Source organism: Mesorhizobium sp. NPDC059054 (assembly GCF_042739215.1).
In the GTDB taxonomy this organism is placed as follows: domain Bacteria; phylum Pseudomonadota; class Alphaproteobacteria; order Rhizobiales; family Rhizobiaceae; genus Mesorhizobium.
Genome location: NZ_JBHYHV010000001.1, coordinates 1,598,603 through 1,620,575, shown reverse-complemented (window position 1 = coordinate 1,620,575; position 21,973 = coordinate 1,598,603). Strand labels below are relative to the sequence as shown.

The following is a 21,973-nucleotide window of genomic DNA, read 5'->3' as shown; positions in this document are numbered from 1 at the left end:
GTCGACCGACCATCGTGCCGTCGACGGTGCGCTGGGAGCCGAACTGCTCGGCGCCTTCAAGCGCATCATCGAGAACCCGATGACCATGCTGGTCTGATAACTGCAGTAGGACGGCCATATGAAGACCGTGCTCTGTTATGGCGATTCCTTGACCTGGGGCTATGATGCCGCGGGCCTTGGCCGCCACGCGTTCGAAGATCGCTGGCCGAGCGTGTTGCAGGCAGAGCTCGGCAGCACGGCGCGTGTGATCGCCGAAGGTTTGAATGGTCGCACCACGGCCTTCGACGATCATCTGGCCGACGTTGATCGCAACGGCGCGCGCATGCTGCCTACTGTTCTTGCAACGCATGCCCCGCTCGATCTCGTCATAGTGTTGCTCGGCACCAACGACATGAAATCGTTTATCTGCGGTCGCGCGATCGGCGCGAAGCAAGGCATGGCGCGGCTGGTCGATATCGTGCGCAGTGTGGTCTATCCAATGACGGCAGCGGCGCCCAAAGTGCTGATCGTGTCACCGCCGGTTGTTCGAGAGACGGCGAATGTCAATTTTGCCGCCACGTTCGAGGGTGGGATTGCTGAATCGCGGAAGCTCGCAGGGCTTTATGGTGCTTTGGCGCAGGAGACGGGCTGCGGCTTCTTTGATGCGGGCACGGTGGCTGAGACGACACCGCTCGATGGTATCCACCTCGACGCCGAGAACACCCGCCGCATTGGCGTCGCCCTGGCGCCAAGAGTGCGCACCATGCTGGAGCTTTGATCGTGCCGGACGAGATCATCATCCGTGCGGCAAAGAAAAGCGATGCAGCCGAGCTTGCCATTCTGGTCGATGTGAGTTCGCACGGCTTTGCATCCTGGTTCTGGTATGGCGCCGTGCTCGACGGAAGCAAGGAGACCGCGTTCGAGCAGGGGCGCTCGTTCATGCGCTCCGATACCGAACGCGCCAGTTGGAAGGATTCGAGCGTGGCTGTGGCAGGCGACGAAATTGCAGGCGTGATCATCGGCCATCCGATCGAACAGTCCATCGCGAACGAAGTGGCGCCTCACGCCGTCATCGAACCAATCCTGGCCCTGCAGAAGATGTTGGTCGACCACTGGTTCATCGACAGTCTGGGGGTCTACCGGCACCTGCGCGGCAAGGGTTTGGGCAAACGTCTGCTCCTGCACGAGGTCGAGCGCGGCGCTGGGAGGCCGATAAGCCTGATCACCGAAAGCCACAACGAGACCGCGCTCGGGCTTTACAAATCGCACGGATTTGCCGAGGTGACCCGACGGCAAGCCGTGCCGCTGTCTGACGACAGCAAGGAACATGACTGGGTGCTGCTGACACGTGGCGCCGCTTGATGAAAAGGCAGGGAAAACATGGCTGACAACTACGACGTCATCATCATCGGCTCTGGTCCGGGCGGCTATGTAGCGGCCATCCGTTCCGCGCAGCTCGGTCTCAAGACCGCGATCGTAGAGCGCGAGCATTTGGCCGGCATCTGCTCCAACTGGGGCTGTATCCCGACCAAGGCCCTGCTGCGTTCGGCCGAGATTTTCCACTATGCCGAACACGCCAAGAGCTACGGCCTGACGCTCGAAGGCACGATCAAGCCGGACCTCAAGGGGATCGTCGACCGTTCGCGCGTCATTGCCCAGCGTATGAACAACGGCGTCGGCTTCCTGATGAAGAAAAACAAGGTCGACGTGATCTGGGGCGAAGCCAAGATCACCAAGCCGGGCGAGATCGTCGTCGGCAAGTCGTCCAAGAAGCCGATGGAGCCGATGGGGCCGATCCCGAAGGGTACCAAGGGCGAGGGCACCTATACCGCCAAGCATATCGTGATCGCCACCGGCGCGCGGCCACGCGCGCTGCCGGGGATCGAACCGGACGGCAAGCTGATCTGGACCTATTTCGAGGCCATGGTGCCGCAGGACATGCCGAAGTCGCTGCTGGTGATGGGTTCGGGCGCCATCGGCATCGAATTCGCCTCCTTCTACCGCACCATGGGCGTCGACGTGACCGTAGTCGAGATCATGCCGCAGATCATGCCGGTGGAAGATACTGAAATCTCCACCTGGGCAAAGAAGCAGCTCGAAAAGCAGGGCATGAAGATCCTTCTCGAGACCAAGGTCACCAAGGTCGAGAAAGGTGCCAACTCCGTCACTGCGACGGTCGAAGGCAAGGATGGCAAGACCCAGACGATCACCGCCGACCGGATGATTTCGGCGGTCGGTGTCCAGTGCAACACCGAAAATCTCGGACTGGAGACCGTTGGCGTGAAGCTCGATCGCGGCGCCATCGCCATCGACGAATTCTGCCGCACCAATGTGCCAGGCATCTACGCCATCGGTGACGTCGCCGGACCGCCCATGCTGGCGCACAAGGCCGAGCATGAAGCCGTGATCTGCATGGAGAAGATCGCAGGTCTGCATGTCCATCCGATGGACAAGCTCAAGATCCCAGGCTGCACCTATTGCAGCCCGCAGGTGGCATCCGTCGGCCTGACCGAAGCCAAGGCCAAGGAACAGGGCAAGGACATCCGCGTCGGCCGCTTCCAATTCGTCGCCAACGGCAAAGCCGTGGCACTCGGCGAGGATCAGGGGCTGGTCAAGACAATTTTCGACAAGAAGACCGGGCAATTGCTCGGGGCTCATATGGTCGGCGCGGAAGTGACCGAACTCATCCAGGGCTTTGTGGTGGCGATGAACCTTGAAACCACCGAGGAAGAGCTGATGCACACCATCTTCCCGCATCCGACGCTGTCGGAAACGATGAAGGAAAGCGTGCTCGACGCCTATGGACGCGTGTTGAACGCGTAGGGATGCAAAAATGACCGCGGTATCATGCGTTGCCGCGGTCTTTTTCTTACCGACGAAAAGCCTTAGATGAGGCTCGTACCCAATCCCTGACTTTGCGATTCAGGGAGATGCAGGAAAGATCAGATGGTTACCGTTCTCGATCTCGTCGCCAACAAGCCGCGCCCCCGTCATCCGGAGAAGGCCCATCGGCCCGACCAGGAAGTGTTGCGCAAGCCCGACTGGATCCGCGTCAAGGCGCCGGTCTCCAAGGGGTATGCCGAGACGCGCGAGATCGTGAAGTCTCACAAGCTGGTGACGGTTTGCGAGGAGGCTGGCTGCCCTAACATCGGCGAATGCTGGGAAAAGAAGCACGCCACCTTCATGATCATGGGCGAGATCTGCACGCGCGCTTGCGCTTTCTGCAATGTTGCGACCGGTATCCCAACCGCGCTCGACGCGGATGAACCCAACCGTGTGGCGCAAGCCGTCAAGACGATGGGGCTTTCCCATGTCGTCATCACCTCGGTCGACCGTGACGACCTCGAAGACGGTGGCGCGCAGCATTTCGCCGATGTCATTCTCGCCATCCGCGCAGCTGCGCCGACGACCACGATCGAAATCCTGACGCCGGACTTCCTGCGCAAGGACGGCGCGCTGGAAATCGTCGTTGCTGCCAAGCCGGACGTGTTCAACCACAATCTCGAAACCGTGCCGTCCAACTATCTGACGGTTCGCCCGGGTGCCCGTTATTTCCATTCGATCCGGCTCCTGCAGCGAGTGAAGGAACTCGATCCTTCGATCTTCACCAAATCCGGCATCATGGTCGGGCTTGGCGAGGAACGTCACGAGGTTCTGCAATTGATGGATGATCTGCGCTCGGCCGACGTCGACTTCATGACCATTGGTCAGTATCTGCAGCCGTCGAAGAAGCATCATCCCGTGAAGAAGTTCGTCACGCCGGAGGAATTCCAGTCCTACGCCATCGTCGGCAAGAGCAAGGGTTTTCTTCTTATGGCATCAAGCCCGCTGACGCGCTCGTCCCATCACGCGGGCGAAGACTTTGCTCAGTTGCGCGCTGCCCGCGCAGAGCAGCTCAAGAAAACCGCCCAATAAGCCGGTTTCATGCCGAAATTCGAGGCGACGCGCCGCGTATCACATTCTCCGGACCAGATGTTCGCGCTGGTTGCCGATGTAGAGAAATATCCGCAATTCGTGCCGCTGTGCGAAGCACTTGCCGTGCGCTCTCGTCGCGAGCGCGACGGGCGCACCGTGCTCGTCGCCGACATGGGTATCGGTTACAAGGCGATCCGCGAAACTTTTACGACCCAGGTGCTGCTGAAGCCTGACGAACGCATCATCGATGTCAAATACATCGACGGCCCCTTCAAGTATCTGAGCAATATCTGGGGTTTCGAGCCGGCGAGCGATGGCTGCTTCGTGCGCTTTTTCATCGACTACGAATTCAAGAGCCGCATTTTGGGCGCGATGATGGGCACCATGTTCGACCGCGCCTTCCGCATGTTCTCCGAGGCGTTCGAAAAACGCGCCGACGTGATCTATGGCCGGGATGTCATCACCTGAAGCCGCCGTTCATCGGCAATGCTAGCGGGACCGGCACACAAGCAAAAAACTCAGTTGGCGAGGGCCCTGAGTCCCATCTCCAGCGCATGCCGCACCGTCTCGCGGCGAATGAAGTCGCGCCCCCGATTGTCGAAGATGCGGTGCTCGGAAATGGTTGCCTGGTTGTTGAGCGCCAGGCCGAACCACACAAGGCCGACCGGCTTTTCATCTGAGCCGCCATCCGGTCCGGCAATGCCCGTCACCGCCAACGTAATGCCGGCACGAGAACGGGCCAGCGCACCGGCAGCCATCTCCAGCGCTGTTTCGGATGACACCGCTCCAAAGGATTCCAGTGTGTCCGGCTTGACGCCGAGCATGTCCATCTTGGCTTCGTTCGAATAAGTGATGAAGCCGCGATCGACGACAGCCGACGAGCCGGCGATGTCGGTCAGGTGGGCAACGATCATGCCGCCGGTACAGCTTTCGGCGGTCGCGGCCATGATCTTGCGTGTTAGGCAGGCTCTCAGGAAGCGGTCCGCCAGCAGCGTGAGTTCGTTCATTCCGGCACCTCTCCGGGGTAGACGACACTCGCTGTGGCGATCGCTGCGATGCCTTCCTGGCGACCGACAAAGCCGAGTTTCTCGTTCGTCGTCGCCTTGATAGAGATGCGTTCGGGCGCGATTCCCAGCATGCCGGAGAGCGCGGCGGTCATCGCTTCGCGATGCGGTCCGACGCGTGGTGCTTCGCAGATCAGCGTGATGTCGGCATTGGCGATGCGACCGCCCCGCGCGCGCACGATCTTTGCGGCGTGTTCGACGAAGATGTGGGAGGCGGCCCCTTTCCATTGCGGATCTGACGGCGGGAAATGCGTGCCGATGTCGCCAGCACCACAGGTGGCAAGCAATGCGTCGGTGAGGGCGTGCAGGCCGACATCGGCGTCGGAATGGCCTGAAAGCTTGCGATCATGCGGGATTTCGACACCGCACAGCGTCACGTGATCGCCGGCTTCGAAGGCGTGCACATCATAGCCGTTGCCCGTGCGGATGTCGGGAAAGCTCGAACGCGCGCCATTCAATCGTTGATCCGCCATGACGATATCCCGTGCCCAGGTGAGTTTGACGTTGTCGGGCGAACCGGCGACGATCTTGACCGGTAGCCGCGCCCATTCGGCGATGGCGGCATCGTCGGTGAAATCGTCCCTGCCAGCCTGATGTGCTTTTTCGTGCGCGTCCAGAATGGGACGGAACGGAAAACCTTGTGGTGTCTGCGCAGCATGCAAGCCCGCACGCGGAACGGTCTCACCGATAGTGCCGTCACGGCTTTCGCGTTTCAGCGTGTCGGCCACCGGAAGTGCCGGCAGTGCACCTTGACCGGCGGCAATGACGTCGATGACGCGGTCGATGAGGTCGTGATCGGCAAAAGGCCGCACGGCGTCATGAATGAGCACCCTGTCCGGTGTCTTGCCGTCCAGCGCGATGAGGCCGAGCCGGACCGAATCCTGTCTGGTGCGCCCGCCGGTGACGATTGTGATCCTGGCGAGATGATCGCCGACTGCCTTCTGAAGCAATTCCTGGTCGTCGGTGTGGATGACGATGACGATGTGGTCGATGCGCGGATGCGAAAGGAAAGTCTCCAGCGTTCTGACGAGGATGGCGCGGCCGCCAATATGGCGATATTGCTTGGGCCCATCAGCCTGACCGGCTCGCTCGCCGCGGCCTGCCGCGACGATGACGGCGGCGACACCGCCACCGGCGGATACGGCCTTGATTGCGCTCGTTTCCTTCATGCGCAGAGGCTTAGTCGCGGGCGAAGAGGAAGGCCAGCTTTTTCCCAAATAAGCCGCAATGCATGTTCATTCTGCATTGCACAATCAACCCGATCTGGCTAGTGAATAGGCAAAGATAGACGTTGCTTGGTTTTTGTGCATGACCGATCCGAATAAGCTCGCCTTGCCGCTCGCCGTTGGCGGGGTAGCTTTGCGCAATCGCGTCTTCCTGGCGCCGATGTCCGGCATCACCGATGAGCCGTTCCGCAAGCGCGCCTATGCGCACGGCGCGGGTCTTGTCGTTTCGGAAATGGTGGCCAGCGGCGAGCTGGCGCGGGGCAGGGAGGGGTTCGACCTGCGCATTCGCCATTCCGGTCTGCCGGTGCATATGGTGCAGCTTGCCGGGCGCGAAGCAACGCACATGGCCGAAGCAGCGCGCATCGCGGCAGGTGAGGGCGCTGACATCATCGACATCAATATGGGCTGTCCGGCCAAGAAGGTGACGGGCGGGTATGCGGGCTCGGCGCTGATGCGCGACCTCGACCACGCGCTCACCCTGATCGAGGCGGTGATCGGTGCGGTGAAAGTGCCGGTGACGGTCAAGATGCGGCTCGGTTGGGATGAGGATGCGCTGAATGCGCCGATGCTTGCCCGCCGCGCCGAACAGGCCGGCGTGAGCATGGTGACGGTGCATGGCCGTACGCGCTGCCAATTCTACCAGGGCAAGGCCGATTGGCGTGCCATCGCGCGCGTGAAGGAGGCTGTGTCGATCCCTGTCGTTGCCAATGGCGATGTCGCGACGCCAACCGATGCGATTGCGATTCTCGAACAATCCGGCGCTGATGCCGTCATGGTCGGTCGAGTCCACTACGGCGCACCGTGGGCAGCAGGTGCGATTGCTACCTTCGCTGCCGGCATTGAGGCTGCAGGCGTGCCGAAGGATACAGCGGAACTCGCCGACTACGTGGTTGCGCATTATGAAGATATGCTCGCTCACTATGGCGTGGAAAGCGGGTTGAGGCAGGCCCGAAAGCATCTCGGCTGGTATCTGGACCGGTATGCCGCCGCGACGTCCAGGGACTTGCGCAAAGATGTGCTGACTTCCTTCGAGCCTGGCCGTGTCACCGCGTTGTTGAGGGAGGCGCTTCTGCACGGCAGCGATGCGGAAGACATCCGGAGCGCGGCATGACCGCGACAGTTGTTCCCGTCGCGGACATAGCCGATGCCGCACAGATCCTGCTCAACACCATTCGCCGGCCGGTGATCATGGTCGGGCCGGAAGGTCACATCACCTATGCCAATGCCGACGCCGAGGATTTCTTTCGTTCCAGCGCGACCATGCTGGCACGCAATACGCTGGCGAAGCTCATTCCTTTCGGCAGTCCGCTGCTAACTTTGGTGGACCAGGTTCGCGAACGGCGCGCGCCGGTCAACGAATATCGTGTGGACGTTTCCTCACCACGCCTCGGCATCGAAAAGATCGTCGATCTTTATGTGGCGCCGGTGCCGGAATTTCCGGATTCCGTGGTTGTGATGTTCCAGGAGCGGTCGATGGCCGACAAGATCGACCGCCAGATGACGCATCGCGGCGCCGCCCGTTCCGTCACCGGCCTGGCCGCAATGCTTGCGCATGAAATCAAGAACCCGCTGTCCGGCATCCGTGGCGCCGCGCAATTGCTCGAGCTCTCCGCCTCCGACGAGGATCGGGCCCTGACACGGCTGATCACCGACGAGACCGATCGCATCGTCTCGCTGGTCGATCGCATGGAGGTGTTCTCGGACGAACGGCCGATCGATCGCTATCCCGTCAACATCCATGTCGTGCTGGATCATGTGAAGGCAATTGCCAGGAACGGCTTCGCCAATCGGATCAAGATCGGGGAGGATTACGATCCCTCATTGCCTTCGGTCTATGGCAACCGCGATCAGTTGATCCAGGTGTTCCTCAATCTGGTCAAGAACGCCGCCGAGGCGATCGGCTCCGATCCGCTGGGGGAGATCACGCTCACTACGGCATTCCGCCCCGGCATCCGCATGTCCGTTCCCGGCACACAGGACCGCGTATCGCTGCCGCTCGAATTCTGCGTGCACGACAACGGTCCGGGTGTCTCGGACGATATCCTGCCGATTCTGTTCGATCCGTTCATCACCACCAAGCCGAATGGCTCCGGTTTGGGGCTGGCATTGGTGGCCAAGATCGTGGGCGAGCATGGCGGCATCATCGAGTGCGATGCAACGCCGCGTGGCACCACCTTTCGTGTGCTTCTGCCCGCCTGGAAGGAACCTGTGACCGAAAGCGAAGAAGGACAACGCCTATGAGTGCCCGCGGCACCATTCTCGTCGCTGATGACGATGCGGCGATCCGCACAGTGCTCAACCAGGCATTGTCGCGCGCCGGCCATGAAGTGCGGGTGACGTCGAACGCGTCCACGCTCTGGCGCTGGGTTGCGGCGGGCGAGGGCGATATCGTCATCACCGATGTGGTGATGCCGGACGAAAACGCCTTCGATATGCTGCCGCGCATCAAAAAGGCGAGACCGGAACTGCCCGTGATCGTCATGAGCGCACAAAACACGTTCATGACCGCCATCCGCGCCTCCGAGACCGGCGCCTATGAATATCTGCCCAAGCCATTCGATCTCACCGAGTTGCTCAACATCGTCGGCCGCGCCATGGCTGAACCACGCCGGCCGAAGGCTGATGTCCGGCCCGAGGAACAGCCGGAAACGATGCCGCTGGTTGGCCGCTCCGCCGCCATGCAGGACATTTATCGCATGCTGGCGCGCATGATGCAGACAGATCTGACTGTGATGATCAGCGGTGAATCCGGTACCGGCAAGGAGCTCGTCGCGCGCGCTTTACATGAATATGGCCGGCGCCGAGGAGGCCCATTCGTTGCCATCAACATGGCGGCTATCCCACGCGACCTGATCGAATCGGAACTGTTCGGTCACGAAAAGGGGGCATTCACGGGGGCACAGAACCGCTCCACGGGTCGTTTCGAGCAGGCTGAGGGCGGCACGCTGTTCCTGGATGAAATCGGCGACATGCCGATGGAAGCGCAAACGCGGCTGTTGCGTGTGTTGCAGCAGGGCGAATACACGACCGTGGGTGGGCGCACGCCGATCAAGACGGATGTGCGTATCGTCGCGGCGACCAACAAGGATCTGCGAACGCTGATCAACCAGGGTCTGTTCCGCGAGGATTTGTTCTATCGTCTCAACGTCGTGCCGCTCAGACTTCCAGGTCTGCGCGAACGCGCCGAGGATGTTCCGGACCTCGTGCGCCATTTCTTCAAGCTTGGGGCCAAAGAAGGGCTGCAGACCAAACGCATCGTGCCGGCCGGCATCGAGCTGATGAAGCGCTATCCCTGGCCAGGCAATGTGCGCGAGCTTGAAAATCTGGTGCGCCGTCTGGCCGCGCTCTATCCGCAGGACGAAATTTCCGCCGAAATCGTCGAAGCGGAACTGAGGACTGGCGACGTGGCCGTCGCGCCCGGCACGAATGCCTTGATCCCCGATGACCTGTCGATCAGCCAGGCTGTCGAACACTATCTGCAACGTTATTTTGCTTCCTTTGGCGGTGATCTGCCACCGGCTGGCCTCTATCAGCGCATCCTGGAAGAGGTGGAGCATCCCCTTGTTCTGGCGGCGATGACGGCGACGCGCGGTAATCAGATCCGCGCTGCCGATCTGCTCGGACTCAATCGCAACACATTGCGCAAGAAAATCCGCGATCTTGGCGTCAACGTCTATCGCGGCGCGCGGCAGGGTTAGGCGCGAAGCACGGCGACCGTCACGCTGCACCAGTCCATCAAAAATCAGTTGATGAGGCGTCGAAAGATTTTTGTGATCTGGCGTCTTGTTGCATATTCGCCACAATGCGTTGCATAGATGCTACGCAATCATGACAGCAAGCGGCGAAATGGCTGAGCAGGCCATACCATTGAGCGGACCATTGTTTCGAAGATCCGGTGTGCAGGAAGCCAGGCGGCTGATGGCGCTGCCCGGCATCATTGCGATCATTGGCGCGTTGCTGACGGCGGCGGTTTCCTTCGCAATTCTGGTCGGCGCGACACCGATTGTGCCCGACCGAACAACCACGCTGTGGCTCATCGGCCTCAATGCGCTGTTCATTTTTTTCCTTGTGGCGCTGGTTGCCCGCGAAGCGCAACGAATCATCATGGCGCGCCGCGTCGGCAAGGCCGCATCCCGGCTCCATGTGCGCATCGTCATCATGTTTGCCCTCGTCGCCGCAGTGCCGGCGATCCTGGTCGCCATTATCGCCGCGATCACGCTGAACATCGGCCTCGACCGCTGGTTCGAGATTCGTACCAAGACGATCATCAATTCGTCGCTGTCGATTGCGGAAGCCTATGTGCAGGAGAATGCTCGCAACTTGCAGGGCACGACGCTTTCCATGGCCTACGACCTGGATAGCTCACGCACGCTCTACGGTCTCGATCGCGGCGGATTCCTGGATCTCATGAACAAGGAAGCTGTTGGACGCGGCCTCGCCCACGCCGCCTTGGTCAAGGAAGACGGTTCCTTCGTCATGAGTGCCAAGACCAGCGCCGATTTCCCGATGCCGGGGCCGCCCGATGGTGCGGTGAGGCAGGCACAGGACGGCAGGCCGCTGCTGATCGAGCCGCGCACGCGCAATATCATGGGCGCGATCATCAAGCTGAAGGAAATCGAGGGGCTCTATCTCTACACCATCCGTGTCGTGGATCCTGAGGTGATCAGGGCGCGCGAGATCGTTCGGGCAAATACCGCCGAGTATCGCGGGCTCGAAACGAATCGGGGGTTCTCGCAGGTCGCGTTCGCACTGCCCTATATGTCGCTGACGCTCATTGTCATCCTGTCGGCGATCTGGACGGGTATTGCTGTGGCCGACAGGTTGGTGCGGCCTATTCGCCAGCTCATCGGCGCTGCCGACGAAGTGGCAACAGGCAATCTCGACGTCTCGGTGCCCGTTCGCCATTCCGACGGCGACGTTGCCCATCTTGGCGACACCTTCAACAAGATGCTGCTGGAGTTGAAATCCCAGCGCAACGAAATTCTGACCGCCAAGGATCTTGCCGACGAGCGGCTTAGGTTCTCTGAAGCCGTTCTGGCCGGCGTCACCTCCGGCGTGGTCGGTGTCGACCCCTTCGGCACGATCACCATCGTCAACAAGTCAGCCGAAGCGATGTTGGCGATGTCATCCGACGCTGCGCTGGGGCAGAACCTGTCCGCGGTGCTGCCTCATGTCGGGCGCGTGCTGGAAATCGGCCGCAAATCCGGCAAGCCGGTCTATCGCGAGCAGGTGACCTTCTTCCGCGCAGGAGCCGAGCGGACTTTCAACGTTCAGGTGACGATCGAGGAAGACCAGGATGAGGCCTATGAGGGCGAGAAGTCCTATGTCGTGACTGTAGACGACATCACCGATCTCGTTACCGCACAGCGCACGTCGGCCTGGGCCGATGTAGCCCGGCGCATCGCTCACGAAATCAAGAATCCGCTGACACCGATCCAGCTTTCGGCCGAACGCATCCGGCGTCGTTACGGCAAAGTCATCACAGAGGACCGCGAAGTCTTCGATCAATGCACGGATACCATCATTCGGCAGGTCGAGGATATCGGTCGCATGGTCGACGAGTTCTCTTCCTTCGCGCGTATGCCGAAGCCCGAAATGAAAGCGATCGATTTGCGCGAACCATTGCGCGAGGCTTCGTTCCTCGTGGAAGTCAGCCGCTCCGACATCGCCTTCGAGCGCGCGTTCGGTGACGAACCGCTCAAGGGCACTTTCGACAATCGTCTGCTCTCGCAGGCGTTCGGCAATGTCATCAAGAATGCCGCCGAGGCCATGGAAGGGCTCGAACGGGCGCCCGGCGAAAAGAGCGTGATCCGTATCCAGGCCGCGCATGTCGACGGCTCGATCCAGGTCGACGTCATTGACAACGGCAAGGGGCTTCCGCGCGAAAACCGGGGTCGGCTGCTCGAGCCCTATATGACGACACGCGAGAAAGGCACGGGGCTTGGCCTCGCGATCGTCAAAAAGATCGTGGAAGACCATGGCGGACGGCTCGAACTGCACGATGCGCCCGCCGACTTCCACGGCGGGCGAGGAGCCATGATCAGCATCATCCTTCCCGCCACTGGCGCGACGCAGCGCGCCCGGGTGACGGCGGAAAACGAACGAGAAACTGAAAAGGTCGGTAATGGCGTCTGATATTCTGATCGTCGACGACGAAGAAGACATCCGTGAACTTGTTGCCGGCATCCTGAGTGATGAAGGTCACGAAACCCGCACCGCTCACGACGCGGACAGTGCGCTGGCGGCAATCGCCGACCGTGCGCCGAGGCTCGTCTTCCTCGACATCTGGCTGCAAGGTTCGCGACTGGACGGCCTGGCACTGCTCGATGAAATCAAAACCCTGCATCCCAATCTGCCGGTGGTGATGATTTCCGGCCACGGCAATATCGAAACGGCGGTGTCGGCCATTCGTCGCGGTGCGTATGATTTCATCGAAAAGCCTTTCAAAGCGGATCGGCTGATCCTCGTTGCCGAGCGTGCGCTGGAAACTTCCAAGTTGCGGCGCGAGGTTTCCGACCTGAAACAGCGCAGCGGCGAGACGTTTGACCTGATCGGCATGTCGTCTGCGATGAGCCAGTTGCGGCAGACCATCGAACGTGTAGCGCCGACCAACAGCCGCATCATGATCATGGGACCGTCGGGTTCCGGCAAGGAGCTGGCGGCAAGAGCCATCCACGCCTTGTCAGCGCGCAAAAGCGGGCCGTTCGTGACCTTGAGCGCAGCCAACATTACGCCCGAGCGTATGGAGATCGAGCTGTTCGGCACCGAATCGAATGGGACGGAGCGAAAGGTCGGCGCGCTGGAGGAGGCGCATCGCGGCATTCTCTACATCGATGAAGTCGCCGATATGCCGCGCGAGACTCAGAACAAGATCCTGCGCGTGTTGGTCGAACAACAGTTCGAACGGGTGGGCGGCACCAAACGCGTCAAGGTGGATGTGCGTATCATCTCCTCGACCGCGCAGAACCTGGAAGCCATGATCGCCGAGGGGCGCTTCCGCGAAGACCTCTATCATCGCCTGGCAGTCGTGCCGGTGGCGGTGCCGGGGCTTGCGGAACGGCGGGAGGACATTCCCTATCTGGTCGATACCTTCGTCAAACAGATATCGAGGCAGGCAGGGATCAAAGCACGCCGCATCGGTGACGACGCGATGGCTGTTCTTCAGGCCCACAATTGGCCGGGCAATGTGCGCCAGCTGCGTAACAACATCGAGCGCCTGATGATTCTGGCACGAGGTGACGATGTGGAGACGCCGATTACGGCCGACCTGCTGCCTTCGGAGATTGGCGACGTGATGCCGCGCACACCCAATCAATCGGACCAGCACATCATGGCATTGCCGTTGCGCGAAGCTCGCGAGCAGTTCGAAAAGGATTATCTGATCGCCCAGATCAATCGCTTCGGAGGCAACATCTCCAAGACAGCCGAATTCATCGGCATGGAGCGCTCCGCCTTGCATCGCAAGCTTAAATCTCTCGGGGTCTGACCAGCCGGTGTCGACCGGCTGGACCATGTCTTTGTCCGATACGCGGTCAGCGGAATCGCGTAAGAAAACCTGATATTTCAGAGGGTTCACCATGCCGCGCATTGCCTATGTCAACGGACGCTACGTCGCACATCGCGATGCCGCCGTGCATGTCGAGGATCGCGGCTACCAGTTTGCCGACGGCGTCTACGAAGTCTGCGAGGTGGCGCGTGGGTTCATTGTCGACATGAAACGCCACCTTGATCGGCTCGACCGGTCCCTGCGGGAGCTTCGTATCGACTGGCCAATTGGCCGAAAACCGCTTGAGATCGTTTTGCGCGAGGTTGTCAGGCGCAACCAGGTATTCAACGGACTGGTCTATGTGCAGGTAACGCGTGGCGTGGCTAGCCGAGACTTCCTGTTTCCCGCAGACACGATGTCGTCGCTCGTTGTGACCGCCAGGAAAGTGAATCCAGCGCTTGCGGCCAAACGCGCCGAAGACGGCATCAAGATCATTACGGTGCCGGAAAATCGCTGGGATCGGGTCGACATCAAGTCAGTCGGCCTGCTGCCGAACGTGTTGGCAAAGCAGAAGGCCAAGGAATCCGGAGCCCAGGAGGCCTGGTTTGTCGATGAGGACGGCAACGTCAAGGAGGGTGGATCGTCGAACGCCTGGATTGTCACCAAGGACGGTGTTCTGGTGACGCGACCGGCGGAACATGGGATCCTGCGCGGCATTACCCGTACCACGATATTCGACGTCGCGGCCAAGCTTGATCTGAAGATAGAGGAACGCAGTTTTTCCGTTGCAGAGGCCAAGGCTGCACGCGAAGCGTTTATTAGTTCCGCAACCACGATCGCCATGCCGGTAGTGGCCATCGACGGACAAACCGTTGCCAATGGCCACCCGGGATCAGTAACACTTTCGTTGAGACAAGCGTTTTTTGACGTTGCGGAAAAAAGTCCGGCCTGATAACCGGCACAACAGGAATGGACATCAATACATCTCGTTCTACTTGTCGTTGTTCACGACAAGCACGTCTGCAAGCTTGACATATGCCGAGTATTTTGGCGCACTGGCATGCATACCGAAGGGGATCGGCGAAAGATAAGAACAATGGCAGAGCGTTCGCAAAATCTTCAGGACCTGTTCCTGAACTCGGTGCGCAAGAGCAAGAATCCACTCACAATCTTCCTCATCAACGGCGTGAAATTGACCGGGGTGGTGACCTCGTTCGACAATTTCTGCGTGTTGCTGCGGCGCGACGGGCATTCGCAGCTCGTTTACAAGCATGCCATTTCCACGATCATGCCGAGCCAGCCGGTTCAGATGTTCGATGGTGAGGAAAGCCAAGGCGGCTAATTGACCAAGCAGAACGACGCGAGCCGAAAGGGCCGCGAGCAATCGGCACATGATGGGGGCGCGGGCTCCGGAGAGGCAACCCGTGCCCTGGTCATCGTGCCAGTACTACCGAATCACGCAAGGCAAGAGGACGACACTGGTCGCGTGCGGCTGGCGCGTTCGCCCGAGGCGCGGCTGGAAGAGGCCGTCGGCCTGACGCGTGCCATCGATCTCGATCCCGTCCAGACATCGATCGCCATTGTTGCCGAACCCCGACCGGCGACACTGTTGGGTTCGGGCAAGGTTTCGGAACTGGCAGAGGCGGTCAAGGACAAGCACGCGGAACTCGCCATCGTCGACCATCCGCTGACGCCGGTGCAGCAGCGCAATCTGGAGAAGGAACTGAACGTCAAGGTTCTGGACCGGACCGGCCTCATCCTCGAAATTTTCGGTGAGCGCGCACGCACCAAGGAAGGCACGCTGCAGGTCGAGCTCGCGCATCTCAACTACCAGAAGGGTCGCCTGGTGCGTTCCTGGACGCACCTTGAGCGCCAGCGCGGCGGCGCCGGCTTCCTTGGTGGTCCAGGTGAAACGCAGATCGAGGCCGACCGGCGTGCATTGCAGGAAAAGATCATCCGTCTGAAGCGCGAACTGGAGACGGTGCGACGCACCCGAGATCTGCATCGTGCGAAGCGAAAAAAGGTGCCTTTTCCGGTAGTTGCGATTGTCGGCTACACCAATGCCGGGAAGTCGACGCTGTTCAACAAATTGACCGGCGCCGGGGTGCTGGCAGAAGACATGCTGTTTGCGACGCTCGACCCGACATTGCGACGGGTACGCCTGCCGCACGGGACCCCGATCATCCTTTCCGATACGGTCGGTTTCATTTCCGACCTGCCGACGCATCTGGTCGCCGCTTTCCGCGCGACTCTCGAAGAGGTGGTGGAGGCCGACCTGGTCATCCATCTGCGCGACATCTCAGACCCGGATACTGCTGCGCAAGCGGAGGATGTCGAACGTATTCTGGGTGATCTCGGCGTCGATGCCGCCGACGCCAACCGTGTCGTCGAGGTCTGGAACAAGGTCGATCTGCTGGATGAAGGCAATCGAGAGCGCCTGCTGGCGGAAAGCGCAGACGGAAAACGTCCTCCGATCGCCATTTCGGCTGTGACGGGCGAGGGCATCGACGCGCTCAAGGCTCTGATCGAAACGCGCGTGTCGGGAGAATTGCAGTCGGTCGAGATCACCTTGCAGCCGGCACAACTCGGAATGGTCGATTGGCTTTACCACAACGGCGATGTCATCAAGCGCACCGACAACGAAGATGGCAGCGTTTCCTTGTCGTTGATGGCAACCGAAAGCGCACGCGAAGAGATCGAAGGTCGACTGCAACGCAAAAGCGGATGAGATGTCCAATCTCCCAAAGATGCGGGTGGCAAGGCCATCCGACAATCTCGAAGCTTTGCTGCGCTTTTACAGAGACGGCTTGGGTTTGCAGATCCTGACGCGTTTCGACGATCATGATGGCTTCGACGGGATCATACTAGGGCACCCGAACGCGCCCTACCATCTGGAGTTTACGAAGGCGCATGGCGAGGTTGCTGGTCGCGCGCCGTCCGAAGATCATCTTCTCGTCTTCTATCTTCCCGATCAGACCACGTGGGCCAATGCCGTCAGCTCCATGAAGGCTGCGGGTTTCGATCCGGTGTCGTCGTTCAATCCGTATTGGGACAAGGTTGGTGTCACTTTCCAGGATCCGGATGGATACCGTGTGGTGCTTCAGCGTGCCGAGTGGAGCCGCTAGAGCAATTCCAGGAAAAGTGTGTAACGGTTTTCCGTCCAGAATTGGGTAAAAACAAAGAGTTAGAGCGTTTCCGTGAAAAACGGAAACGCTCTAGGATTCAGCCACCGCCCTTGGCTTGCTGCCAAAGTGCCTCCATCTCGTCCAGCGAGGCTTGTTCTAGGCTGCCGCCCGAGGTGTCGAGTGCCTGCTCGACATAGTGGAAGCGTTTGCGGAACTTGTCGTTGGTGCCGGAGAGGGCCGCTTCCGAATCGACCTTGAGATGGCGGCCGAGATTGACGACTGCAAAAAGCATGTCGCCGAACTCATCCTTGATCGCAGCGGTGTCGCCCTTGGCCAGGGCTTCGCGCAATTCCGCGATCTCTTCCTCGATTTTGTCGAGGATGGGTTCAGCCTCGCTCCAGTCGAAGCCGACGCGCGCGGCTTTCTCCTGCAGTTTGAGTGCCCTGGTGAGCGCGGGCAGGGCGACCGGCACGGAATCCAGGAACCCCTTGCCGCGATCCTCCGGATCTAGGCCGCGCGCCAGCCTTTCGGCGCGGCGTTCCGCTTTTTCCTCGGCCTTGATCTTCTCCCACATGCCCTTGGCCATTCCGGCACTGCGGGCTTCCTCGCTGCCGAAGACATGCGGATGGCGGCGGATCATCTTGCGAGTGATGCCCTCGACCACGTCTCCGAAGGCGAACTCGCCTTTTTCGTCAGCCATTTGTGCGTGGTAGACGACCTGAAGCAAGAGGTCCCCAAGTTCCTCACGCAGATTGTCGATATCGTTGCGCGCGATGGCGTCGGCCACCTCGTAGGCTTCTTCGATCGTGTAGGGCGCGATGGTCGAGAAATCCTGCTCGATATCCCACGGGCATCCGGTGACGGGCGCACGCAGGGCGGCCATGATCTCGATGAGGCGGGAAATGTCCTTGGAGGGCTTCATGGCAAGAGCCTAATCCGCATCGGGCAGAACGGCCAATGCCGCTGAGCGGCATTGGCCTTTTGTCCACAATCTCGCAGAACCAGGTCAGAGCCCTGTGCGTCTATCTTGCCTTCCGAAAACCGATTCCGATTCTCGGGTCGATGCGCTAGTCGAGTACCGAAACAATCGCCTTGGCGAGCTTGTCCAGGCCGTCTTCCGGCAGGCCGGCCACATTGATGCGGCTGTCGCCCACCATGTAGACGCCGTATTCGGTTCGAAGCCGATCGACCTGCGTCTCCGTCAGACCAAGCCGAGAGAACATGCCGCGGTGCTCCGCGACGAAGTCGAAACGGTCCGAATTGGATTGCCTGCGCAGCGCTTCCGCGAAAGCAACGCGCAGCCGCAACATGCGCTGGCGCATTTCCTCGAGCTCGGCCTCCCAGTCGGCGCGCAGTTCCTTGTCCTGCAGAACGATGCGGACCGCGGCAGCGCCATGATCCGGCGGCATGGAATAGAGTGTGCGTGCCGCAGCCAGCATGTGGCTCTGTGCGATGTCTGCTTCCGCGCCGTTCTTCCCCAGGATCATCGCGGCGCCGACGCGATCGCGATAGACAGCGAAATTCTTGGAGCAGCTCGAGGCGACCAGCATTTCAGGTACCTTGCCGGCGATAAGGCGCAGGCCGGCGGCATCGGCTTCCAGACCTTCGCCGAAACCCTGATAGGCAATGTCGACAAAAGGCAGCAGGCCGCGTTCCACCAACAGATCCGCCACCTGCGCCCATTGCTCGAGGCTGAGGTTGGCACCGGTCGGGTTGTGACAGCAACCATGCAACAACACAGCGTCGCCCGGCTTGGCCGTCTTTAGCGTCGCCAGCATGTCGTCGAAGCGGACCGAGCCGCTGGCCGCGTCGAAGTAAGGATATTCGGCGATGGTGAGCCCGGCTCCCCGCATCATAGGGATGTGGTTCGGCCAGGTCGGATTGGAAATCCAGATCGTCGCATCCGGCCGGGTGCGCTTCAGCAACTCAGCGGCAAGCCGCAGCGCGCCGGAGCCGCCTGGCGCCTGTGCCGCGCGGATACGCGTGAGATCGGCGGCGTCGCCGAAAACCAGCTTCGTCATCACTTCGTTGAAGGCGAGATCGCCGGCAAGGCCGAGATAGGTCTTGGTGTCCTGGCTCTGCAGAAGCCGTGTCTCAGCTTCCCGCACCGCTCGCATGACCGCCGTCTTGCCGTTGCGATCCTTGTAGACGCCCACACCGAGATCGACTTTGTCGGTGCGTGGATCGGCGCGATAAAGCCCGATCAGGGCAAGAATCTTGTCTGTCGGCGCTGGCTGCAGGTCTTCGAACATCTGAGGCTTTCCATGGCATCGCGCCGCCTTTTGGGCGCGGCGGAGTGATACGAAAAACGGCGTGGCTGCGCCAGAATTATTGCACGAAGCACCAAAGGCCGCATCGCTATTCCGGCAGTACAGTGCCCGAGCGCTGGGTTTTCTGAACCCTTATCGTTGAGAACGATATTCCGCGATGCACCAGTTCCTGAGAATGTCATGCCAATTTCTTTCAAAAAATAGCAATCGACAAAATCTACTGAGTTTATAGACTAATGGGAAATGGAGGACGCTATGGCGAATTTCCTGACCCAGGCCGGTGCACGAAAATTACGCCACCGTGGCATTTCAGTGCCGCCTGTCGGCAATGCCGGTGCATTGCTGCCTTACGCGGTTTTCGCGGTTTCTTTCCTTTTCGCAAGTGCTTTCATCTTCGGGCTTGTGCCCTGAGCTACGGGCGATGTGATCGCCTGCCATTCCAAAGGAGTTGAACCGCCCGCCTATCCACCACAACAAAGGGAGAAGTTGTGATGAGCGTTGTGTTCACTTTTGTACCCCCTGCAACTGCCGATCAACCGGACGCGTCGTCCAAAGGGCATGTCTCCGGAAAACAGGTTACCACCGCTTCGGCGTGGCGTGCCGGCTTTCAGTCCTGGCTTTCTGACGAGCAGGGTGAGCTTGGCGCTGTCGATCTTGCTTTCATGAGGCAGAGCGAACCGCAGCAAATTGTGCTGACCCATGGCGCGGGCGAACTCGATCCCGTCACCGCGGCCCGCCGGCTGGCGGCCTTGCAGCTTCAATACAACGGCAGGATTGCGCTGCGTGTTCCCGCGCGAGGACTGATCGATACGGATCAGCAGCCGAGCCATATCGCCTTCTGGCGTCGTGTCGACGAATACATCACGCTCCTGAAGCGACTGTGGGCGAATGAGAAACCGATCGATCACGAAGGTCCCTTCTACAGCATCGTCGGCGGCTTCGTGCCGCGTAAGGGCGCGCGCGGCATTGTCGTGCCGATCCGCATGGGCGGACTCTCCGGAACGACCCTGAACGTCGCGGGAAAACATGCCGACATATTCGAGCTTGCCGCCGTGTCGCCGGACGAGGCCCGCTTGTTGGCGAGCCGGGTTCGTTCCGCCGCAGCGCGGCATGGCCGGCAGGGCAAGGTTCGTTTCGCACTGCCGGTTGTCTTTGACGCAGCAGGCCGGGAAACCTCAGGCGAGGTAAATCTGTCGCGACAGCCGGCCCAGGCGGCGCTTCAATTGCTGGGCTTCGTCGATGCCGGTGTTTCTGAGTTTATGGTCAGGGGAATTCGGAAAGCCGAGGATCTTGACGCTTTCGAACATGTGGCGTCCTTCGTTCAGAACTCGTCGGCGCGGCGCGAAGCCGCATGGGCGGCAAATTCCGGCGTCGCCGCTGGCCGCTTCGATATGGCAGCCGTTCGAAACTCCTGAAGCTCTGCAGCAACTGGATGCGAGGCGGCGCAGGCCAAGGGTCGCGCCGCCTTTACTGTTGTGAAGCGGCCTAGCGGAACCCTGGTGCTGCTCGCTGCGTCAGCCGTCCCGCCAGTTTGGCGGTCTGATTGCGGATGTCAGGTACGGCGTCGATTTCGAAGAATGTTCCACGGGTGAGGGGACCGACCGCAAAGAGACGGTCGGAAGCGGCGCCGTTGCGGTCGATCACCGCACAATCCAGCGTTACATCGAGGCCAAGGCGCAGTGGATCGGGTCGGGCAAGGCCTCGATCGGTTAAGGAGCGGATCACCGCGACCGAGCCGGTGGAAACATCCTTGACGATACCCGTGCAATCATAGACGCGGCCAATTCTCAAGGTCTCAGGTTCTCGCGCACGGCGAGGCAAGAGCTTCACCAGCCTGTCGCCATTGTCGGATGCCGTGCCGAGCACACGCGCGGCAAGCAGCTTCAGCCGGCCGGTATGCACGGCCTGGTTCACACGGGCATGGATCTGCGGCGGCATGCGATGGCGATGGATGTCCCACCACGCCTTGGTGTGCTCCAGGAACCGTCGTTTCGCGGTGGAAGGCCAGTTCTGCCAGATGCGCTGGTTGAAAGGTCTCAGCCCATCGACGACATCGCGCCAGTTGCCGCCAGCCTTTTCCGTCTCGCGCACCAGTCTGTGGAACCAGTCGACGAAATAGGATAGCTCGGTACCAAGGGGGATATCAGCGCTGTCCAATTTGATCGGATTGCCCTTCTGGTGCGGCCAGGGCAGGAGCCCGCGCCGAGATACGGCGGTGATCTTGCCCCGGTGTCCTCGATGTTCGAGCGTCAGCCAGGCATCGACCATGCTCAAGCCCGTGCCGAGGATGAGCACGGGCGCATCGGGGTCCAACGGCATATCATCGTCAGAGCCTATGCGGACCGCGAAATTCTGGTCAGGCGCAGGCTCCTGATCGTGACCGGTGGCTAGAACGGCTACATGGCCAACAAGGCTCGTGCCGTCGGCAAGCCGCGCTTCCACTCCGGCTGGTGTTGTTGTGACACCAAGGCATTCCTGCTGCACAAGTCGCAAGCGCCCTGTCGCGCGTTCACGCTCGGCGATGCTTTCGAGTATGTCCTGCAGATAGCGCCCGTAGGTGCTGCGCGGTGTGTACACGGGGCCCGCATCCGCGGACACAAGCTGCTTTTCCTGAAGCCAGCGCCAATAGTGCGACGGATCGTCGGGAAAGGCGCTCATATTGGTGGCTGCGACGTTCAGCAGGTGATCGGGCAGGGCGGCGGAATAGGCCATGCCCTTGCCGAAGCTGTCGCGGCGCTCGACCAGCGTGACGCGCAGGCCCGGATCGTCAGAGCGCAGCAGGTGCGCAGTCAGCAAAACGCCACTGGCGCCACCACCAATGATGATGACGGAATTGCGCGAACGTTCGATCATCGTCGCTCCTCCCTTAAGTCCATAAGGATAGTAAACTTAAGGATGATTGCGCGAA

At 60.6% G+C, this 21,973-nt stretch carries 22 protein-coding genes; 17 read left to right on the top strand and 5 right to left on the bottom strand.

The features are described from left to right. The 6 genes from ACFWXH_RS07780 to ACFWXH_RS07755 form a co-directional block, all read left to right on the top strand. Positions 1-97 (top strand): 2-oxo acid dehydrogenase subunit E2 (locus ACFWXH_RS07780; RefSeq protein ID WP_379118877.1); only part of this gene is annotated, 97 nt, incomplete at its 5' end. A 21-nt stretch (positions 98-118) separates the two neighbouring features. Then, on the top strand, positions 119-757 hold the full coding sequence (locus ACFWXH_RS07775; protein ID WP_379118875.1) for an SGNH/GDSL hydrolase family protein: 639 nt from the start codon (positions 119-121) through the stop codon (positions 755-757). A gap of 2 nt (positions 758-759) precedes the next feature. Continuing rightward, positions 760-1,341, top strand: coding sequence for a GNAT family N-acetyltransferase (locus ACFWXH_RS07770; protein WP_379118873.1), 582 nt, complete (start codon positions 760-762; stop codon positions 1,339-1,341). 18 nt (positions 1,342-1,359) lie between these two features. Then, positions 1,360-2,802, top strand: coding sequence for a dihydrolipoyl dehydrogenase (gene lpdA, locus ACFWXH_RS07765; RefSeq protein WP_379118871.1), 1,443 nt, complete (start codon positions 1,360-1,362; stop codon positions 2,800-2,802). A gap of 123 nt (positions 2,803-2,925) precedes the next feature. Beyond that, complete coding sequence (gene lipA / locus ACFWXH_RS07760) at positions 2,926-3,894, top strand: lipoyl synthase (RefSeq protein WP_379118869.1); 969 nt, start codon at positions 2,926-2,928, stop codon at positions 3,892-3,894. A gap of 9 nt (positions 3,895-3,903) precedes the next feature. Continuing rightward, on the top strand, positions 3,904-4,362 hold the full coding sequence (locus tag ACFWXH_RS07755) for a type II toxin-antitoxin system RatA family toxin (RefSeq protein WP_379118867.1): 459 nt from the start codon (positions 3,904-3,906) through the stop codon (positions 4,360-4,362). A 50-nt stretch (positions 4,363-4,412) separates the two neighbouring features. On the opposite strand, the gene ACFWXH_RS07750 is transcribed toward ACFWXH_RS07755, so the two are convergent. Together ACFWXH_RS07750 and ACFWXH_RS07745 are read right to left on the bottom strand one after the other, a co-directional pair. Beyond that, the gene (locus tag ACFWXH_RS07750) at positions 4,413-4,901 is read right to left on the bottom strand and encodes a CinA family protein (RefSeq protein ID WP_379118865.1); all 489 of its coding nucleotides are present in this window, start codon (positions 4,899-4,901) and stop codon (positions 4,413-4,415) included. Beyond that, positions 4,898-6,127, bottom strand: a complete 1,230-nt coding sequence (locus tag ACFWXH_RS07745; RefSeq protein WP_054309859.1) for a bifunctional 2-C-methyl-D-erythritol 4-phosphate cytidylyltransferase/2-C-methyl-D-erythritol 2,4-cyclodiphosphate synthase — start codon at positions 6,125-6,127, stop codon at positions 4,898-4,900. Before ACFWXH_RS07745 ends, ACFWXH_RS07750 begins: the two co-directional genes overlap by 4 nt. Before the next feature lie 139 nt (positions 6,128-6,266). Here ACFWXH_RS07745 and dusB point away from each other — a divergent pair, with 139 nt between their 5' ends. The 9 genes from dusB (at position 6,267) to ACFWXH_RS07700 (ending at position 16,795) form a co-directional block, all read left to right on the top strand. Further along, on the top strand, positions 6,267-7,295 hold the full coding sequence (gene dusB, locus ACFWXH_RS07740) for a tRNA dihydrouridine synthase DusB (RefSeq protein WP_379118863.1): 1,029 nt from the start codon (positions 6,267-6,269) through the stop codon (positions 7,293-7,295). Then, complete coding sequence (locus tag ACFWXH_RS07735; protein ID WP_379118861.1) at positions 7,292-8,425, top strand: nitrogen regulation protein NR(II); 1,134 nt, start codon at positions 7,292-7,294, stop codon at positions 8,423-8,425. The genes dusB and ACFWXH_RS07735 overlap by 4 nt, the downstream gene beginning before the upstream one ends. Continuing rightward, the gene (gene ntrC / locus ACFWXH_RS07730) at positions 8,422-9,882 is read left to right on the top strand and encodes a nitrogen regulation protein NR(I) (protein WP_379118859.1); all 1,461 of its coding nucleotides are present in this window, start codon (positions 8,422-8,424) and stop codon (positions 9,880-9,882) included. The genes ACFWXH_RS07735 and ntrC overlap by 4 nt, the downstream gene beginning before the upstream one ends. A 148-nt stretch (positions 9,883-10,030) precedes the next feature. Continuing rightward, a complete protein-coding gene (locus tag ACFWXH_RS07725) occupies positions 10,031-12,319 on the top strand; it encodes an ATP-binding protein (protein ID WP_379118857.1) in 2,289 nt (762 codons plus the stop codon). Beyond that, positions 12,309-13,670 (top strand): sigma-54 dependent transcriptional regulator, encoded by a 1,362-nt coding sequence (locus ACFWXH_RS07720; RefSeq protein ID WP_054309864.1) that lies wholly within the window; start codon positions 12,309-12,311, stop codon positions 13,668-13,670. Before ACFWXH_RS07725 ends, ACFWXH_RS07720 begins: the two co-directional genes overlap by 11 nt. Before the next feature lie 91 nt (positions 13,671-13,761). After that, positions 13,762-14,622, top strand: a complete 861-nt coding sequence (locus ACFWXH_RS07715) for a D-amino-acid transaminase (protein WP_054309865.1) — start codon at positions 13,762-13,764, stop codon at positions 14,620-14,622. A 144-nt stretch (positions 14,623-14,766) separates the two neighbouring features. After that, positions 14,767-15,012, top strand: coding sequence for an RNA chaperone Hfq (gene hfq, locus ACFWXH_RS07710; RefSeq protein WP_018428055.1), 246 nt, complete (start codon positions 14,767-14,769; stop codon positions 15,010-15,012). Positions 15,013-15,099: 87 nt separating this feature from the next. Next, the gene (hflX, locus tag ACFWXH_RS07705; RefSeq protein WP_379119014.1) at positions 15,100-16,398 is read left to right on the top strand and encodes a GTPase HflX; all 1,299 of its coding nucleotides are present in this window, start codon (positions 15,100-15,102) and stop codon (positions 16,396-16,398) included. Position 16,399: 1 nt separating this feature from the next. Further along, positions 16,400-16,795, top strand: coding sequence for a VOC family protein (locus ACFWXH_RS07700; RefSeq protein WP_379118854.1), 396 nt, complete (start codon positions 16,400-16,402; stop codon positions 16,793-16,795). A gap of 97 nt (positions 16,796-16,892) precedes the next feature. On the opposite strand, the gene mazG is transcribed toward ACFWXH_RS07700, so the two are convergent. Then, positions 16,893-17,717, bottom strand: coding sequence for a nucleoside triphosphate pyrophosphohydrolase (mazG, locus tag ACFWXH_RS07695; protein WP_379118852.1), 825 nt, complete (start codon positions 17,715-17,717; stop codon positions 16,893-16,895). A gap of 145 nt (positions 17,718-17,862) precedes the next feature. After that, a complete protein-coding gene (locus tag ACFWXH_RS07690; protein ID WP_379118850.1) occupies positions 17,863-19,047 on the bottom strand; it encodes an aromatic amino acid transaminase in 1,185 nt (394 codons plus the stop codon). 273 nt (positions 19,048-19,320) lie between these two features. On the opposite strand from ACFWXH_RS07690, the gene ACFWXH_RS07685 reads away from it, so the two are divergent. Both ACFWXH_RS07685 and ACFWXH_RS07680 read left to right on the top strand, forming a co-directional pair. Continuing rightward, entirely contained in the window at positions 19,321-19,476 is a 156-nt protein-coding gene (locus tag ACFWXH_RS07685) for a hypothetical protein (protein WP_379118848.1), read from the top strand. An 80-nt stretch (positions 19,477-19,556) separates the two neighbouring features. Beyond that, a complete protein-coding gene (locus ACFWXH_RS07680) occupies positions 19,557-20,480 on the top strand; it encodes an LLM class flavin-dependent oxidoreductase (protein WP_379118846.1) in 924 nt (307 codons plus the stop codon). A gap of 70 nt (positions 20,481-20,550) precedes the next feature. On the opposite strand, the gene ACFWXH_RS07675 is transcribed toward ACFWXH_RS07680, so the two are convergent. After that, a complete protein-coding gene (locus ACFWXH_RS07675) occupies positions 20,551-21,918 on the bottom strand; it encodes an FAD/NAD(P)-binding protein (RefSeq protein WP_379118844.1) in 1,368 nt (455 codons plus the stop codon). Between the last annotated feature and the right edge of the window lie 55 nt (positions 21,919-21,973).

Excerpts from the sequence above, each read along its gene's own strand:
- ACFWXH_RS07775 (WP_379118875.1), top strand. The coding sequence starts at position 119 with ATGAAGACCGTGCTCTGTTATGGCGATTCCTTGACCTGGGGCTATGAT.
- lpdA (WP_379118871.1), top strand. The coding sequence starts at position 1,360 with ATGGCTGACAACTACGACGTCATCATCATCGGCTCTGGTCCGGGCGGC.
- lipA (WP_379118869.1), top strand. The coding sequence starts at position 2,926 with ATGGTTACCGTTCTCGATCTCGTCGCCAACAAGCCGCGCCCCCGTCAT.
- ACFWXH_RS07755 (WP_379118867.1), top strand. The coding sequence starts at position 3,904 with ATGCCGAAATTCGAGGCGACGCGCCGCGTATCACATTCTCCGGACCAG.
- ACFWXH_RS07750 (WP_379118865.1), bottom strand. The coding sequence starts at position 4,901 with ATGAACGAACTCACGCTGCTGGCGGACCGCTTCCTGAGAGCCTGCCTA.
- ACFWXH_RS07745 (WP_054309859.1), bottom strand. The coding sequence starts at position 6,127 with ATGAAGGAAACGAGCGCAATCAAGGCCGTATCCGCCGGTGGCGGTGTC.
- dusB (WP_379118863.1), top strand. The coding sequence starts at position 6,267 with ATGACCGATCCGAATAAGCTCGCCTTGCCGCTCGCCGTTGGCGGGGTA.
- ACFWXH_RS07735 (WP_379118861.1), top strand. The coding sequence starts at position 7,292 with ATGACCGCGACAGTTGTTCCCGTCGCGGACATAGCCGATGCCGCACAG.
- ntrC (WP_379118859.1), top strand. The coding sequence starts at position 8,422 with ATGAGTGCCCGCGGCACCATTCTCGTCGCTGATGACGATGCGGCGATC.
- ACFWXH_RS07725 (WP_379118857.1), top strand. The coding sequence starts at position 10,031 with ATGGCTGAGCAGGCCATACCATTGAGCGGACCATTGTTTCGAAGATCC.
- ACFWXH_RS07720 (WP_054309864.1), top strand. The coding sequence starts at position 12,309 with ATGGCGTCTGATATTCTGATCGTCGACGACGAAGAAGACATCCGTGAA.
- ACFWXH_RS07715 (WP_054309865.1), top strand. The coding sequence starts at position 13,762 with ATGCCGCGCATTGCCTATGTCAACGGACGCTACGTCGCACATCGCGAT.
- hfq (WP_018428055.1), top strand. The coding sequence starts at position 14,767 with ATGGCAGAGCGTTCGCAAAATCTTCAGGACCTGTTCCTGAACTCGGTG.
- ACFWXH_RS07700 (WP_379118854.1), top strand. The coding sequence starts at position 16,400 with ATGTCCAATCTCCCAAAGATGCGGGTGGCAAGGCCATCCGACAATCTC.
- mazG (WP_379118852.1), bottom strand. The coding sequence starts at position 17,717 with ATGAAGCCCTCCAAGGACATTTCCCGCCTCATCGAGATCATGGCCGCC.
- ACFWXH_RS07690 (WP_379118850.1), bottom strand. The coding sequence starts at position 19,047 with ATGTTCGAAGACCTGCAGCCAGCGCCGACAGACAAGATTCTTGCCCTG.
- ACFWXH_RS07685 (WP_379118848.1), top strand. The coding sequence starts at position 19,321 with ATGGCGAATTTCCTGACCCAGGCCGGTGCACGAAAATTACGCCACCGT.
- ACFWXH_RS07680 (WP_379118846.1), top strand. The coding sequence starts at position 19,557 with ATGAGCGTTGTGTTCACTTTTGTACCCCCTGCAACTGCCGATCAACCG.
- ACFWXH_RS07675 (WP_379118844.1), bottom strand. The coding sequence starts at position 21,918 with ATGATCGAACGTTCGCGCAATTCCGTCATCATCATTGGTGGTGGCGCC.